Origin of the sequence: Chitinasiproducens palmae (assembly GCF_900095735.1) — a bacterium.
GTDB lineage: Bacteria > Pseudomonadota > Gammaproteobacteria > Burkholderiales > Burkholderiaceae > Chitinasiproducens > Chitinasiproducens palmae.
This window is the reverse complement of record NZ_FNLO01000003.1, coordinates 244,364-258,883: the sequence shown is the minus strand read 5'-3', so window position 1 is coordinate 258,883 and position 14,520 is coordinate 244,364. Positions and strand designations below refer to the sequence as shown.

11 protein-coding genes are annotated in these 14,520 nt (G+C 68.9%); 9 read left to right on the top strand and 2 right to left on the bottom strand.

Annotation, left to right across the window (positions count from 1 at the left end):
• Nucleotides 1-15 precede the first annotated feature (15 nt).
• The 9 genes from trpB (at nucleotide 16) to BLU54_RS06830 (ending at nucleotide 10,403) form a co-directional block, all read left to right on the top strand.
• Nucleotides 16-1,209 (top strand): tryptophan synthase subunit beta, encoded by a 1,194-nt coding sequence (trpB, locus tag BLU54_RS06870; protein ID WP_091906353.1) that lies wholly within the window; start codon nucleotides 16-18, stop codon nucleotides 1,207-1,209.
• A 40-nt stretch (nucleotides 1,210-1,249) separates the two neighbouring features.
• Complete coding sequence (locus tag BLU54_RS06865) at nucleotides 1,250-2,065, top strand: DNA-methyltransferase (protein ID WP_235837824.1); 816 nt, start codon at nucleotides 1,250-1,252, stop codon at nucleotides 2,063-2,065.
• Complete coding sequence (trpA, locus tag BLU54_RS06860) at nucleotides 2,052-2,942, top strand: tryptophan synthase subunit alpha (RefSeq protein WP_091906349.1); 891 nt, start codon at nucleotides 2,052-2,054, stop codon at nucleotides 2,940-2,942. The genes BLU54_RS06865 and trpA overlap by 14 nt, the downstream gene beginning before the upstream one ends.
• A 167-nt stretch (nucleotides 2,943-3,109) precedes the next feature.
• Nucleotides 3,110-3,982 (top strand): acetyl-CoA carboxylase, carboxyltransferase subunit beta, encoded by an 873-nt coding sequence (gene accD, locus BLU54_RS06855; protein ID WP_091906347.1) that lies wholly within the window; start codon nucleotides 3,110-3,112, stop codon nucleotides 3,980-3,982.
• A gap of 449 nt (nucleotides 3,983-4,431) precedes the next feature.
• Nucleotides 4,432-5,751, top strand: coding sequence for a bifunctional tetrahydrofolate synthase/dihydrofolate synthase (gene folC, locus BLU54_RS06850; RefSeq protein WP_091906345.1), 1,320 nt, complete (start codon nucleotides 4,432-4,434; stop codon nucleotides 5,749-5,751).
• Between the two features lie 165 nt (nucleotides 5,752-5,916).
• Nucleotides 5,917-6,744, top strand: coding sequence for an SPOR domain-containing protein (locus tag BLU54_RS06845; protein ID WP_091906343.1), 828 nt, complete (start codon nucleotides 5,917-5,919; stop codon nucleotides 6,742-6,744).
• Between the two features lie 36 nt (nucleotides 6,745-6,780).
• The gene (locus BLU54_RS06840) at nucleotides 6,781-7,290 is read left to right on the top strand and encodes a CvpA family protein (protein ID WP_091906683.1); all 510 of its coding nucleotides are present in this window, start codon (nucleotides 6,781-6,783) and stop codon (nucleotides 7,288-7,290) included.
• A 103-nt stretch (nucleotides 7,291-7,393) separates the two neighbouring features.
• On the top strand, nucleotides 7,394-8,938 hold the full coding sequence (purF, locus tag BLU54_RS06835) for an amidophosphoribosyltransferase (RefSeq protein ID WP_091906341.1): 1,545 nt from the start codon (nucleotides 7,394-7,396) through the stop codon (nucleotides 8,936-8,938).
• Nucleotides 8,939-9,212: 274 nt separating this feature from the next.
• A complete protein-coding gene (locus tag BLU54_RS06830; RefSeq protein ID WP_091906339.1) occupies nucleotides 9,213-10,403 on the top strand; it encodes an O-succinylhomoserine sulfhydrylase in 1,191 nt (396 codons plus the stop codon).
• A 183-nt stretch (nucleotides 10,404-10,586) separates the two neighbouring features.
• Here BLU54_RS06830 and BLU54_RS06825 read toward each other — a convergent pair whose 3' ends face one another.
• Both BLU54_RS06825 and treY read right to left on the bottom strand, forming a co-directional pair.
• On the bottom strand, nucleotides 10,587-11,384 hold the full coding sequence (locus BLU54_RS06825; protein WP_235837823.1) for a sensor histidine kinase: 798 nt from the start codon (nucleotides 11,382-11,384) through the stop codon (nucleotides 10,587-10,589).
• A 219-nt stretch (nucleotides 11,385-11,603) separates the two neighbouring features.
• On the bottom strand, nucleotides 11,604-14,519 hold the full coding sequence (gene treY / locus BLU54_RS06820) for a malto-oligosyltrehalose synthase (RefSeq protein ID WP_091906337.1): 2,916 nt from the start codon (nucleotides 14,517-14,519) through the stop codon (nucleotides 11,604-11,606).
• Nucleotide 14,520: the final 1 nt, after the last annotated feature.

Sequence of the window (14,520 nt, the reverse complement as noted above, 5' to 3'; positions counted from 1 at the left end):
CGACAGGTCCCGTCGATGTACTCCTTCCCCGATGAAAAGGGCCATTTCGGCCCGTATGGCGGCGTATTCGTCGCCGAAACCCTGATCCATGCATTGCGCGAGCTCGAAGCGGGCTATCGCGCGGCGCAGGCGGATGCCGACTTCCTCGCCGAGTATGAGCGCGAGCTGAAGCACTTCGTCGGCCGTCCGTCGCCGATCTACCACGCGCGTCGGTTGAGCGAGGAACTGGGTGGCGCGCAGATCTACCTGAAGCGCGAAGATCTCAACCACACCGGCGCCCACAAGATCAACAACGTGATCGGCCAGGCGCTGCTGGCGCGGCGCATGGGCAAGCGGCGCGTGATCGCCGAAACCGGCGCCGGCCAGCATGGCGTGGCGACCGCGACGATCGCGGCGCGCTTCGGCATGGAATGCGTGGTGTACATGGGCGCCGAGGACGTGCGCCGGCAGGCCGCCAACGTCTACCGGATGAAGCTGCTCGGCGCGACGGTGGTGCCGGTGGAGTCCGGCTCGCGCACGCTGAAGGACGCGCTCAACGAAGCGATGCGCGACTGGGTCACCAACGTCGACTCGACCTTCTACATCATCGGCACGGTTGCCGGCCCCCACCCGTATCCGATGCTGGTGCGCGACTTCCAGCGCGTGATCGGCGACGAGTGCCGCGTGCAGATGCCCGAGATGACCGGTCGGCAGCCCGATGCGGTGATCGCGTGCGTGGGCGGCGGATCGAACGCTATGGGCATTTTCTACCCCTATATCGACGACGCGTCGGTCGCGCTGATCGGCGTCGAGGCGGCGGGCGAGGGCATCGAGACGGGGCGGCATGCCGCTTCGATCGTCGGCGGCGCGCCGGGCGTGCTGCACGGCAACCGCACCTACCTGTTGCAGGACGCCGACGGCCAGATCATCGAGACGCATTCGGTGTCGGCCGGCCTCGACTACCCGGGCGTCGGGCCGGAACACGCCTGGCTCAACGACCTGGGCCGCGCGCAGTACGTGTCGGTGACCGACGACGAAGCGCTGGCGGCGTTCCACACCTGTTGTCGCGTCGAAGGGATCATCCCGGCACTGGAGTCCAGCCATGCGCTCGCGCATGCGATCCGTCTGGCGCCGACGTTGCCCGCCGACCGGCTGTTGCTGGTCAATCTGTCGGGCCGCGGCGACAAGGACATGCACACGGTCGCCGAACGCGCCGGCATCGTGCTCTGAGCCGACGATGCGCGCTACCGGGTTGGCACCGCAGGACGGCATGCCTGAGGACTTGACGGTCGAAACGGTCGTTGCCGTGGACGACGCGCCGGCCGAACGGCTGTCGCTGCGCAACCGCGATTTCGTCGCCGACGTCGGCGCATTGCCGCCGAAGTCGGTCGACCTGATCATCGCGGATCCGCCGTACGGGCTCGGCAAGGACTACGGCAACGACTCCGACAAGCTCGCCGCCGACGCGCATCTGGCCTGGACGCGCGACTGGCTGGACGCGGCGCGCGCGACGCTCAAGGACACCGGGTCGCTGTACATCTTCTGCAGCTGGCAGTTCTCGCCGGAAATCTTCAGCTTCCTGAAGAGCCGGATGACCATGGTCAACGAGATCATCTGGGACCGGCGCGTGCCGAGCATGGGCGGCACGACGCGGCGCTTCACGTCGGTGCACGACAACATCGGGCTGTTCGCGGTGTCCAAGAAGTATTACTTCGACCTCGACCCGGTGCGCGTGCCCTACGACGCGGCGACCAAGAAGGCGCGCTCGCGCAAGCTCTTCGAAGGCAGCAAATGGCTGGAGATGGGCTACAACCCGAAGGATCTGTGGTCGGTCTCCCGCCTGCACCGGCAGCATGCGGAACGGGTCGATCATCCGACGCAGAAGCCGCTCGAGATCATCGAGCGGATGGTGCTGGCAAGCTGCCCGAGGGACGGCGTGGTGCTCGATCCGTTCATGGGCAGCGGCACGACCGCGGTGGCCTGCGCGAAACACGGCCGTCGCTTCATCGGCTACGAAATCAATCCGGCGTATTGCGCGATCGCGCGCGAACGCCTGTCCGAGGCATCCATCGATGAATCGCTCTGACTCTTCCAGTGTTTCCTCGCATGTTCCTGCGCGCGCGCCTTCGCGCGTCCCGTCGCGCATCCCGTCGCGTATAGCGGCGCGTTTCGCGTCGCTGCGCGCGGCCGGTCGGCGCGGCCTGATCCCGTTCGTGACGGCGGGCTACCCGACGCGCGCCCACACCGTGGCGGTGATGCACGCGCTGGTCACGGGCGGCGCCGACGTGATCGAACTCGGCGTGCCGTTTTCGGATCCGATGGCCGACGGCCCGGTGATCCAGCGCGCCAGCGAGATCGCGCTGGCGCAGGGCACGACGCTCGCCAAGGTGTTCGAGATGGTCGCGGCGTTCCGCGCCGACGACCGGGACACGCCCGTCGTGCTGATGGGCTATGCGAACCCGATCGAGCGCATGGGGGTCGACGCGTTCGCAACGGCCGCGGCCGACGCCGGCGTGGATGGCGTGCTGGCCGTCGACTACCCGCCCGAGGAAGCCGAGCCATTCGCGCAGGCGATCCGCGCGGTGGGCCTGGATCCGATCTTCCTGCTCGCGCCGACGTCCGGGCCGGCGCGCGTCGACGCGGTCGCGCGGCAGGCCAGCGGCTACGTCTACTACGTCTCGCTCAACGGCGTGACCGGTGCCGGTCACCTCGACAGCGACAGCGTCGCACGCGCGATCCCTGGCATCCGGGCCCGCGTCGGCCTGCCGGTGGGCGTTGGCTTCGGCATTCGCGATGCCGCGACGGCCGCCCGGATCGGCCAGCATGCCGATGCGGTCGTAATCGGCAGCCGCCTGGTGCAACTGCTCGACGGCCACGACGTGCCGAATGCCGTACAATCCGTCACCTCGTTCGTCGCGGACGTGCGCCAGGCGCTCGATGCGCTGCCGGCCGACGCTGCCTGAGCGGTGAGCGCCAGCCGTGAACAGGCGCCGTGCACGGGGCTGGGCGGGGTGCTCGCGAGCGGGCGCTGCGCTGGCGGCTTGCCGCCGCGGACCGGCCCGCACGCCGACACGAGCCATCATCGCCGTGCGCCATCGCGCGCCCGGACAAGTCTTGACAGGAATTCGACATGAGCTGGTTGGACAAACTGCTGCCGCCGAAGATTCAGCCGAACAATCGCGCGGCGCGCAAAAGCATGCCCGAAGGGGTGTGGAGCAAGTGCCCGGCCTGCGAGACGGTGCTGTATCGCAACGATCTCGAAGCCAATCTGTTCGTCTGCCCGAAGTGCGCGCATCACATGCGCATCGGCGCCCGCGCGCGGCTCGACCATCTGCTCGACGCGGAAGGCCGTTATGAGATCGGGCAGGGCGTGGTGCCGATCGATGCGCTGAGCTTCCGCGACAGCAAGAAATATCCGGACCGCATCAAGGAAGCGATGGAGGACACCGGCGAGACCGACGCGATGGTCGTGATGGGCGGTGCGATCCAGGCGTTGCCAGTGGTGGCCGCGTGTTTCGAATTCGCATTCATGGGCGGCTCGATGGGCTCGGTGGTCGGCGAGCGCTTCCGACGCGGCGCGCAGGAAGCGCTGGACCAGGGCGTGCCGTTCATCTGCGTGAGCGCCTCCGGTGGCGCGCGGATGCAGGAGAGCCTGCTGTCGCTGATGCAGATGGCCAAGACCACCGCGATGCTGACCAAGCTGTCCGAGGCGCGCCTGCCGTTCATCTCGATCCTGACCGATCCGACGATGGGCGGCGTGTCCGCCAGCTTCGCGTTCCTCGGCGATGTGGTGATCGCCGAACCGAAGGCGTTGATCGGCTTCGCCGGACCGCGGGTGATCGAGCAGACCGTGCGCGAGAAGCTGCCGGAAGGCTTCCAGCGCGCCGAGTTCCTGTTGCAAAAAGGCGCGATCGACATGATCGTGGACCGACGCCAACTGCGCGAGGAAGTCGCCCAGTTGCTCGCACTGCTGACCCGCCAGCCGCGCGACGTGCTGGTCTGAAGACCGACGGGCGGCGCTCGCGCATCGGAACGATGTCGCCCAGCGCCGCGCGTCCCGCTTGCGCTGTCCGCCCGGCGCGTGGCGGGCTGGCTGGCGGTGGCCGCTGTCCGTTGCCGGTTGCTGGTTGTGGTTGCTGGCGCGGCCGGCCGTGCGGCGGGTGACGATGACGGGCGAGACAACTGGGCCCGAGCGGGCCCAAGCGGGCCCCGGCCGCGCGCGCCGCACTCGCCCCCGTCGCCGGCTGCGCCGCGTCGGGTGTGCCGCATGACGCATGGCCCACGACGAATGGCCCACGGCCCACGACGCATGCCCCATGACTCGCTGACTGCGCCGCATCCGCTTGCCCGCCTTGCCTTGCCGGGCGCCGCCCGCGCTTGCCGCTGTTTCGTTCGCCTTGCCGACGCGCCGTGCCGGCAGGCCTCCACCGCTCGCCAACGGGAATCTTGCCGATGATCCGCTTCGACACCCTCGACGCCTGGCTCGCCCACCTCGAAACTGCCCACCCGGTCGGCATCGACATGGGCCTGGCGCGCATCTCGCGCGTACGTGACGCGCTCGGCATCGCCTTCGACTGCCCGGTGTTCATCGTCGGCGGCACCAACGGCAAGGGCTCCACCTGCGCTTTCCTGGAGGCGATCCTGTACGCGGCCGGCTATCGTGTCGGCTGCCATACGTCGCCGCATCTGCTGCAGTTCAACGAGCGCGCGCGCATCGACGGCGCCTCGGTCGACGATGCCGCGCTGCTCGAACAGTTCGAGGCGGTCGAGGCGGCGCGTGCCGGTCTGGACGAGCCGGTGACGTTGACGTACTTCGAATTCACCACGCTGGCGATCATGCGTCTGTTCCAGCACAGCGGCCTGGACGCGGTGATCCTGGAGGTCGGCCTGGGCGGCCGGCTCGACGCAATGAACATTCTCGATGCCGATTGCGCGATCGTCACCAGCATCGACATCGATCACACGCAGTACCTTGGCGATACGCGCGAGGCGATCGGTCTGGAGAAGGCCGGTATCTTCCGCGCCGGGCGTCCCGCCATCGTCGGCGATCCGCAGCCGCCGACGTCGCTGGTGCGCTACGGCGAGCAGCTGGGCGCCGAACTCTGGCTGGCCGGCCGCGACTTCGGCGTCGATGCCGTGCCGGGCAACGAGCGTCAGCAGTGGCGCTACCGGGGCCGCAGCCAGTCCCGCGCGGGACTGGCCTATCCGGCCTTGCGCGGCGCCAATCAACTGCTCAACGCGTCGGCCGCGCTTGCCGCGCTCGAAGCATTGCGCGACCGGCTGCCGGTCAGCGCGCAGGACCTGCGCGTCGGCCTGGCGAACGCGACGCTGCCCGGGCGCTTCCAGGTGCTGCCGGGCCGCCCGACCGTGGTGCTGGATGTCGCTCACAACCCGCATGCCGCCGCGGTGCTGGCCCAGAACCTGGGCGGCATGGGCTTCTTCCCGTTCACCTACGCGGTGTTCGGCGCGATGGCCGACAAGGACCTCGACGCGATCGTCGACCGCATGAAGGGCGAGATCGACCACTGGCATGTGTGCGACCTGCCGATCGCCCGCGCCGAACGGGCGACGGACCTGGCCGCCCGCATCGCCGCCCGCACGTCCGCGCATGGCGACGACGGCGGGGAGTCGACGCTGCGCCGTTACGACAGCCCGGCGCTGGCTTATCAAGACGCGCTCAAGCGCGCCAGTGAGAATGATAGAATCGTGGTTTTCGGTTCCTTCTACACGGTTGCCGGCGTGCTCGAAGAGCACCGACGCCGCCAACACTGATCTCCCGCTCTTGCGCATCGCTGCGTCGAAACCCGCTGCACGCGCCGTCGCCTCCGGACCGTCGCCCGTCGCCCGTCCGGGCGCGCGGACGAGGGCGCGCGTGGTTGCCGGACGCACGCGGGCCGCAGCCTGCCGGACCGCCTGGCCTGTTTCATCGGATTAGATATGGGACTTTTTTCCTTCGGCCGCCAGCGAGGCGAGTCGCGCGACCGTAGCCGCGGCGACCGTCGCGAGGCGGCGCTGGCGCGGGAAGCCGCCGCCGCGGATGCGCGTGCCGGAGCCGAAGCGGCGCGCGAGCGCGGCCGGCGCCGCACGGTCGGGCAGGAAACGATGCTCGATCCGACCTTGCCGGAGAAGCAGCGCGCGCGTCGGCGGCTGGTCGGCGCGATTGCGCTGGCCTTGCTCGCGGTGGTGGTGCTGCCGATGCTGCTCGACTCCCATCCGAAGCCGGTCGCCAACGATATCGCGGTGACCATCCCGGCGCGTACGCCGAGTCAACCGCGTCAGCGCGATGTCGACGCGCGCGCGCTGACCGACGCCGCCGCGCCGGACAACCCGCCCGTCTCCGGTGCCGCCGACGGAACCGCCGCGCCGGCGCCGGTCGGCGCCCGGCCGGCGCAGCCCGCCGCAGCGCAGCAGGCGCAGCGTCCGGCGCCGCCGGCTGCACCCACGCAGCAACCCGCGCAGCGACCCGCGCGCACGCCGCCGCCGGCCCCGCAGCAGAATGCCGCAGCGGCGCCGACGCCGACTGCGCCGGCCACGCCGGCCGCTCCCGACAGCGGCGGCAGCCGCTTCGTCGTGCAGCTCGGCGCGTTCGGCGACGAGGCCGCCGGCCGCGCCTGGGAAGCGAAGGTCAGGGGGCTGGGCGTACCGGCCTATCTGGAGCGGCAGGGTGGCCGTTTCATGCTGCGCGCGGGGCCGTTCGACAGTCGCGAGACGGCGCGCGCGGCGGTGGCCAAGGTCCGGGGCGCGGGCCTGACCGCGTCGCATTGAGCGGTCGCGCGTTAGATGTCGCTTGACGCCCATCCGGTGCTGACCGGCCTGGACTATGTCATCCTCGCGGTCCTGCTGCTGTCGGCATTGCGCGGCGCCTGGCGGGGCTTGCTGGCGGAAGTGTTGTCGCTGGTCGGCTGGGTCGTTGCGGTGTGGCTTGCGGCGCGCTACGGCTGGATGATCGCGCGCTATGTGCCGGCCGACTGGCCGGGCGGCGCGCTGACGCAGTGGGCGCTCGGTTTCGTGGCGGTCGTCGCGGTGGTGATGCTGGCTAGCGGCGCGGCCTCGGCCCTGCTCGGTCGCGTGGTCGGGGCAACCTGGCTGCGCTCGGTCGACAGCTCGCTGGGTTTCCTGTTCGGTGCGCTGCGCGGCGCATTGCTCGTATTGATTATGATCGTGGCGGCTACATATACCGAGTTGCCCCGCCACGACACGTGGCGTGCATCGCTACTGCGGCCCTATGCGGCGCAGGCGCTGCGCGCCGCCAAGCCCCATCTGCCCGCGGCATTGAGCGGACTGGTGTCCGACGAGGCGCTTGCCCCGTGAACGCCAGCCCGGCCGCGGGCGGCATGATCGGCGTGTCGCCCACCGGCGATGCACCGGTCCCAGCAGCACCCGTTGAACGTCTTGTCCTCCAAAGGTCTCTGCCATGTGCGGCATCGTCGGCGTAGTTTCCAAGTCCCCCGTCAACCAGCTCCTTTACGACAGCCTGCTGCTGCTGCAGCACCGCGGTCAGGACGCCGCCGGCATCGCGACCGCGAACGGCAGCAGCTTCTTCATGCACAAGGGCAACGGCATGGTGCGGGACGTGTTCCGCACCCGCAACATGCGCGACCTGCCGGGCAACATCGGCATCGGCCAGGTCCGCTATCCGACCGCCGGCTCCGCGTCGAGCGCCGAGGAGGCGCAGCCGTTCTACGTCAACGCGCCGTTCGGCGTGCTGCTCGCTCACAACGGCAACCTGACCAACTCGCCGCAGCTGCGCGACGAGATGTTCCGCATCGATCGCCGCCACATCAATACCAAGTCGGACACTGAAGTCCTGCTCAACGTGCTCGCGCACGAACTGCAGCGGGCCTCGACCGGCTATTCGCTGGACCCCGATGCGCTGTTCAAGGCGGTGCGCGGCGTCCATCGCCGGGCCCGCGGCTCCTACGCGGTGGTGTCGCTGATCGCCGGCTACGGCATGCTCGGCTTCCGCGACCCGTACGGCATCCGCCCGCTGTGCATCGGCCGCAACGAGACCGAGAGCGGCACCGAGTGGATGCTCGCGTCGGAATCGGTGGCGCTGGAGAACATCGGTTTCGAGTTCGTCCGCGACGTCGCGCCCGGCGAGGCGATCTTCGTCGACCTGGACGGCAACCTGAGCGCGCGGCAGTGCGCCGAAGCGCCGACGCTGAGCCCCTGCATCTTCGAATACGTCTATCTGGCGCGTCCGGATTCGGTACTCGACGGCGTGCCGGTCTACGACGTGCGGCTGCGCATGGGCGACTACCTTGCCGAACGCATCAAGAAGGAACTGCCGGCGGGCGCGATCGACGTGGTGATGCCGATCCCGGATTCGAGCCGGCCAGCGGCAATGCAGGTGGCGGCGAAACTCGGGGTCGAATATCGAGAGGGCTTCTTCAAGAACCGCTACGTGGGCCGCACCTTCATCATGCCGGGCCAGGCGGTGCGCAAGAAGTCCGTGCGCCAGAAGCTCAATGCGATGGGCGTCGAGTTCAAGGGCCGCAACGTGCTGATCGTCGACGATTCGATCGTGCGCGGCACGACCAGCCAGGAGATCGTCCAGATGGCGCGCGATGCCGGCGCGAGCAAGGTTTACTTCGCTTCGGCGGCGCCGCCGGTGCGCTTTCCCAACGTGTACGGGATCGACATGCCGACCCGCGGTGAACTGGTCGCCCATGGCCGCACCGACGAGGAAGTCGCGGCGATCATCGGTGCCGACGCATTGATCTACCAGCGCGTCGACGACATGGTGCAGGCGGTGCGTGACATCAATCCGGAGCTGAGCCGTTTCGATGCATCGTGCTTCAACGGCGAGTATGTCACCGGCGACATCACGGCCGACTACCTCGACAGCCTGGAACGCGCGAAGCAGTTGCCGAACGGTCTGGAACTGAACGGCGCGGCCGGCACCGGCGCGACCGAGCCGGTGCAGAACCAGTTGCACCTGCAGATGCCGGTGGAGTGACGCAACGGCGCAGCGCAGCGCGCGCTGTGCTAGCATCGTCGCACTTGCTGTACCGAAGAAGCGACCGGCCCCGTGTCGGTCTTGCGGCCGCGCGCCGCGCACGTCGATTTGAACCAGCTTGCGGACGTGGGACGAAGGTCCCGAAACAGCTAAAGCGGGGCTTTCCATCGTGTTCGCACACGTGCCCGCTGCCATGCTGCCGTAGTGCCGTCTCGCAAGCGGGCCCGTTTGTTTTTTAGCCGGTCCGTCGGACCGGCGTCCTTGCGAGAACAGGATGGAAGAGCTCAATTTCGATACGCTGGCCGTTCGCGCCGGCAGCCGTCGCACCGAATTCAACGAACACGCCGAAGCGCTGTTCCTGACCTCGAGCTTCTGTTTCGAGAACGCCGCGCAGGCCGCGGAGCGCTTCGCCGACGCGGAGAACGCGTTCACCTATTCGCGCGTCACCAATCCCACCGTGTCGATGTTCCAGGACCGCCTGGCGGCGCTCGAAGGCGGCGAGGCGTGCATGGCGACCGCGTCCGGGATGAGCGCGATTCTTTCGGTGTTCATGGCGAGCCTCAATGCCGGTGACCACGTCGTCAGCTCGCGCAGCCTGTTCGGCTCGACGATGCAGCTGATCGGCGGCATCTTCCCGCGCTTCGGCATCGAAACCACCTTCGTCGATCCCACCGATCTCGATGCGTGGCGTGACGCGGCCCGTCCGAACACGCGTCTGTATTTCCTTGAAACGCCATCGAATCCGCTGACCGAGGTGGTCGACATCCGCGCGGTCGCGGAGATCGCGCACGCGGCGGGCAGCCTGCTGATGGTCGACAACTGTTTTTGCTCGCCGGCGCTGCAGCAGCCGCTGAAGCTCGGCGCCGACATCGTCGTGCATTCGGCCACCAAATATCTCGACGGACAGGGCCGGGTGTTGGGCGGAGCGATCGTCGGCTCGAACGATTTCGTTCTGAAGAAGGTGTTTCCGTTCGTGCGTACCGCGGGTCCGACGCTGTCGGCGTTCAACGCCTGGGTACTGCTGCGCGGCATGGAAACGCTCGCGATTCGCATCGAGCGGCAGTCCGCGAATGCGCTGGCGCTCGCCCAGTGGCTCGAACAGCAGCCTGGCATCAAGCGCGTCTTCTATCCGGGTCTGCCGTCGCATCCGCAGCACGAGATCGCGATGCGCCAGCAGCGCACCGGCGGCGCAGTGGTGTCCTTCGAAGTGGCGGGCGACACGCCGGAGCGCCAGCGTCAGCGCGCCTGGGCCATAATCGACAACACGCGCGTGTGTTCGATCACGGCGAACCTCGGCGATACGCGCACCACGATCACCCACCCGGCGACGACGACGCACGGCCGTATCTCGCCGGAAGCCCGCGAGGCAGCCGGCGTCACCGAAGGACTGCTGCGCGTGGCGGTCGGTCTGGAGAATGTCGCCGACCTGCAGGCGGACCTGGCGCGCGGCCTGGCGGCGTCCTGAACGAACGCGAACGTTGCCAGGGGCTGGTGGCGACGCGCAACGGGATCGGTCGCGGCGCACCGGCGCCAGTGTGCACGGCGCCGGGGTTCGACGAGGCCGTCGGGTTGCGGGCGGGCCGCTCCCGCGCAGCGGAGGCGGCTTCGCAGGCGCACCGTCGCGCTGCCGCCTCGTCTCAAATATCGCTCAGACCTTGCTCACCTGCGGCGGCGCAAAGAGCGGCAAGGACAGGCGCAGTTGCTGCGCGAAAGCGGCGCCCTCGTTGCGGATCATCGTCAGGTGCCCGCCGTGCGCTTCCGCGACGCGCAGCGGCAGGGTCAGCGCCGGCGGCAGTTGATCGGCACGCATCGGCGCGGCCTCGTTGTCCTCGGCGGTGAACTCGACCAGCACGGTCCAGTTTCCGCTGCCCGCCGCGCTGTCGATCGCGATCGAACCGTGCGAGGCGGTCCGCGTCACGCCGTAGTCCAGCATCACCCACACCGCCTGCCAGACGCGTTCGGCGTCGAACTCCGCCTGCTGCGGGGCGCTCATCGGTTGTTCCCCGATGCTGACATTGCGGGCGCGCCCGACCGTGTCGCGCACATTCGCGACGACGGTGGGGAGCAGGGCGCTCAACTCCACGGGCCGACGCGCGATCTGCAGATGACGCGTCGCCTGACGTGTGGCATCGACCACTTCCTCAATCAGGCGCACCTGCTGCTCGACGCCGGTGCGTACGCCGCCCAACGCACGTTGCACGCCCGGGTCGCTCAGGTCCACCTTGCGTTCGAGCACATGACTCCAGCTGTGGATCGCGTTCAGCGGCCCGCGCAGATCATGCGACAGGATGGACAGCATCTGGTCCCGTTCGAAAACGGCGGCTTCGGCGCGGACCCGTTCGGCGCGTTCGCGGTCGTAGGCCTGCGCGAGATCCGCGGGCGGCACCGCCGACTGGGAGGTCAAAGGCGCCGTCGGCGCGGCGGGATCGCCGGTTGAAGAAGACAAGTTCGGGCTCCTGTGCGCTGACCCGAAGGCCAGCGGAAAAACAAAAACACGTGGACTTCGCCACGTTGGAAATCATTATAAGCACGGCGTCCGGGGCCTGCCGGACGGGACGGCCTTGCCGGGCCAGCCCGTCCGACCGTCTTGCCGGGTCCTGCCGCGTCTTGCCGCGTCCTGCCGTGTCCGGGTCCGGCTGGTTCCGTCCGTTCCAGTCGGGCTGCTTCAGTGCGGCCGTACGTTGCTCAGCAACGCAAAGCCGAAGTCATCGAGCAGCGTCGCGAGCGGCAGGCGGGCTCCATCCCGCACCACCAGCGTGCGGTCGCTGAACCAGTCGAACCATTCACCCTGCGCCAAGCCAGCTTGAGCGGGCAGTACCACCGCCGTGTCGCCCCAGTGCTGCGCCGGCACGCGCGGCAGTGCTTCCGGGCCTGTTGCCGCGTCGGCTTGATCCCGCAGGCCGAGCAGCGGGGCCGCATGCAGGCTGACGACGACCAGCGCGGCCTGGCCTTCGTGCTGGCGCAGGAAGGCCAGCGCGCGGTCGGCGTGCGCACCGCCCAGCGGCACGGGCGTATAGCGGCCGCCCACGAACAGCGTCGGCGCCAGTTGCCGCAGTTGCAGCGCGCGGCGCACGACGGCCTGCTTGACCCGCGCGTCGTGCCAGTTGGCCAGCGCGGCTGCCGGGGCGCGGTCGTCGAGCGTCTGGTCGCGTTGCGCATAGTCGACCGGCCGCCGGTTGTCCGGATCGACCAGACTCTCGTCCCAGTATTCCGTGCCCTGGTAAAGATCGGGCACGCCAGGGGCGGTCAGGCGCAGGACCGTTTGCGCAAGGCCGTTGAGCGCGCCGAGCGGTGCAATCGCCGCGACCGCTTCAGCGAGGCTGGCCAGGAAAGCGGCGCTGCGCGTAGGTGAGAGAATCGCGAACACGAACTCCCGGCTGGCTTTCTCGTAATCCTCGTTCGGGGCGAACCAATCGGTCTCCAGCTTGGCCTCGCGCAGTGCTTTCTCGAACCAGGCCCAGATGCGTTCGGCGAATCGTTGCACGCCGTCGGCATCGTCCGCGCGCAGATCGAGCGGCCAGGCGCCGAGCAGCATCTGATACAGCATCGCCTCTGGACCGGCGCCGGGTGCCCATGAGTCGGGCGTGCGCGGCGCCCCAGCCGGATCGCGCGCTTCGGAAGACGTGCCGCCCGACGCATTGTCGGATGCATTACCGACTGCATTACCGGGTGCATTACCGGCTGCCGCCGCGCCGCGGCGCACCGCCGCGTTCATCGTCGCCCAGGCATTTACGCGCGCGCCCCACCAGGCAGGCACTTCGCTGAGCGCCGCGATTCGCGCCCGTACGTCCTCGCCACGCTTGTGATCGTGCGTCGCGGTGGTCAGCATCGCGCGTGGGAAGCGCGCCGCACGCTCCGCGTTGCCGGCGTGGAAGGCCTCGAACGACAGCGCGAAATCGTCTGGATCGGCGCCGACCTCGTTGCGCGACAACAGCCGACCGTAGCGGTAGCAGGCGGTGTCCTCCACCGACTTGGCGGCAACCGGCGATGTCAATTGCGAGAAGAGACCCAGCGCTGCGCGTCGCTGCGCGACGCTGGCAAAGCCCGCGGCCGCATCCGCGCGGCCCAGCCATTGGTCCAATACGTCGAGCAGTTCATGATCGGCGCGGCGCAAGGTCTGTCGCGCGCCCTCGCGAGCCACCGCGAAATAGCGTTCGTCTTCGTCGCTGCGCACGCCGTCGACCGGGTAGACGCGATACACCGGGAAATGCACCAGCAGCTCGGTCAAGACGCGCTGGATCGCCGTGCAAGAGTAGTCGCGGGTGGCTTGGTCGTCACGCGCGATCTTGTGCAGCGCGCGGGTCAGGCGCAGCAGTTCGGCCGACAGGTTCTCGGCGAGGATCTTGCGCTTGGCCGGCAGCATCTCGTCGGCGAACTCGGCCGGGCGGCCCGAGATGCGCTGCCAGAGCGCGGCAAGCGGCGCCGCGCCACGGCGGTCGTGCAGCAACGCGCCGACGTCGTTCATGAAGTCGTAGCCGGTCGTGCCGTCGACCTGCCAGTCGCCACGCAGACGCTCGCCGCGGCCGAGAATCTTTTCGATCACGACATAGGGCGGCAGCGCCTGCAGTTCGGCCGGGCGTTGCGGATGCAGCGCGTCGAGCCGCTGGCGCAGGCGCTGGCAGTATTCACGCGGCTCGGCCAGGCCGTCGACGTGGTCCAGACGAATGCCGTCGATCAGGCCCTCGCGGTACAAACGGAGGATCAGCGCGTGGCTGTCGTCGAACACTTCCGGCCGCTCGGCCTTGATGCCGGCCAGCGTGCTGATATCGAAAAAGCGGCGCCAGTTGACTTCGTCGGCCGCCGTGCGCCACCAGGCGAGCCGGTAGCATTGCCGCTCGAGCAGGCGATGGAGTTGCTCGCCGCCTTCTCGATTGCCGGCGTCGAATGCCCGAACCGCGTGAGCCACCGCCTGTTGGCCGGCATCGGTGCGCGCGAATGCGCGCAGCCGCTGCCGCGCCTGCTCGGCGCCGGCACGGTCGACCTGCTCGCCAACGCGTTCGAACGCCGATGCATGTTCGGCGAGCGCTGCGCCGTTGCCGAGGATGAACGCGTAGTCGCTCGGGCAGATCGGGAAGCGATTCGTGAAATAGTCGATCACGAAACGGGCGTCGTCCTCGTCGTAGCGCAGCTTCAGATCGCCCGCGGCGAGCACCTCGCCATATGGTCGGCCCAGAAAAGGCGCCAGCATCTTGCCGCGCAGCGCCGGATCCGGGGAATGCCAGTCGATGTCGAAGTGCCGTGCGTGATCGCTGTGGCGTCCCCACTCGAGGACGTCGAGCCACCAGCCGTTCGAGGCGCCGCCCACCCCCATGTGATTCGGCACGAAGTCGACGATCAGGCCGAGACCACGCTCGCGCAACGCGGCGACAAAACGGCGCAGCGCGTCCTCGCCACCCAGCTCCGGATTGACGCAGTCGTAGTCGACCACGTCATAACCGTGGGTCGAGCCTGGCTCCGCGCGGGTGATCGGCGACGCATACACGTGGCTGACGCCGAGACGGGCGAAGTAGTCGACGTGAGCGAGCGCGTCGTCGAACGTGAAGTCGCGGTGAAACTGGAGACGCAGGGTCGAGTGGATCATG

Excerpts from the sequence above, each read along its gene's own strand:
- folC (WP_091906345.1), top strand. The coding sequence starts at position 4,432 with ATGATCCGCTTCGACACCCTCGACGCCTGGCTCGCCCACCTCGAAACT.
- accD (WP_091906347.1), top strand. The coding sequence starts at position 3,110 with ATGAGCTGGTTGGACAAACTGCTGCCGCCGAAGATTCAGCCGAACAAT.
- BLU54_RS06830 (WP_091906339.1), top strand. The coding sequence starts at position 9,213 with ATGGAAGAGCTCAATTTCGATACGCTGGCCGTTCGCGCCGGCAGCCGT.
- trpB (WP_091906353.1), top strand. The coding sequence starts at position 16 with ATGTACTCCTTCCCCGATGAAAAGGGCCATTTCGGCCCGTATGGCGGC.
- trpA (WP_091906349.1), top strand. The coding sequence starts at position 2,052 with ATGAATCGCTCTGACTCTTCCAGTGTTTCCTCGCATGTTCCTGCGCGC.
- purF (WP_091906341.1), top strand. The coding sequence starts at position 7,394 with ATGTGCGGCATCGTCGGCGTAGTTTCCAAGTCCCCCGTCAACCAGCTC.
- BLU54_RS06845 (WP_091906343.1), top strand. The coding sequence starts at position 5,917 with ATGGGACTTTTTTCCTTCGGCCGCCAGCGAGGCGAGTCGCGCGACCGT.
- BLU54_RS06865 (WP_235837824.1), top strand. The coding sequence starts at position 1,250 with ATGCCTGAGGACTTGACGGTCGAAACGGTCGTTGCCGTGGACGACGCG.
- treY (WP_091906337.1), bottom strand. The coding sequence starts at position 14,519 with ATGATCCACTCGACCCTGCGTCTCCAGTTTCACCGCGACTTCACGTTC.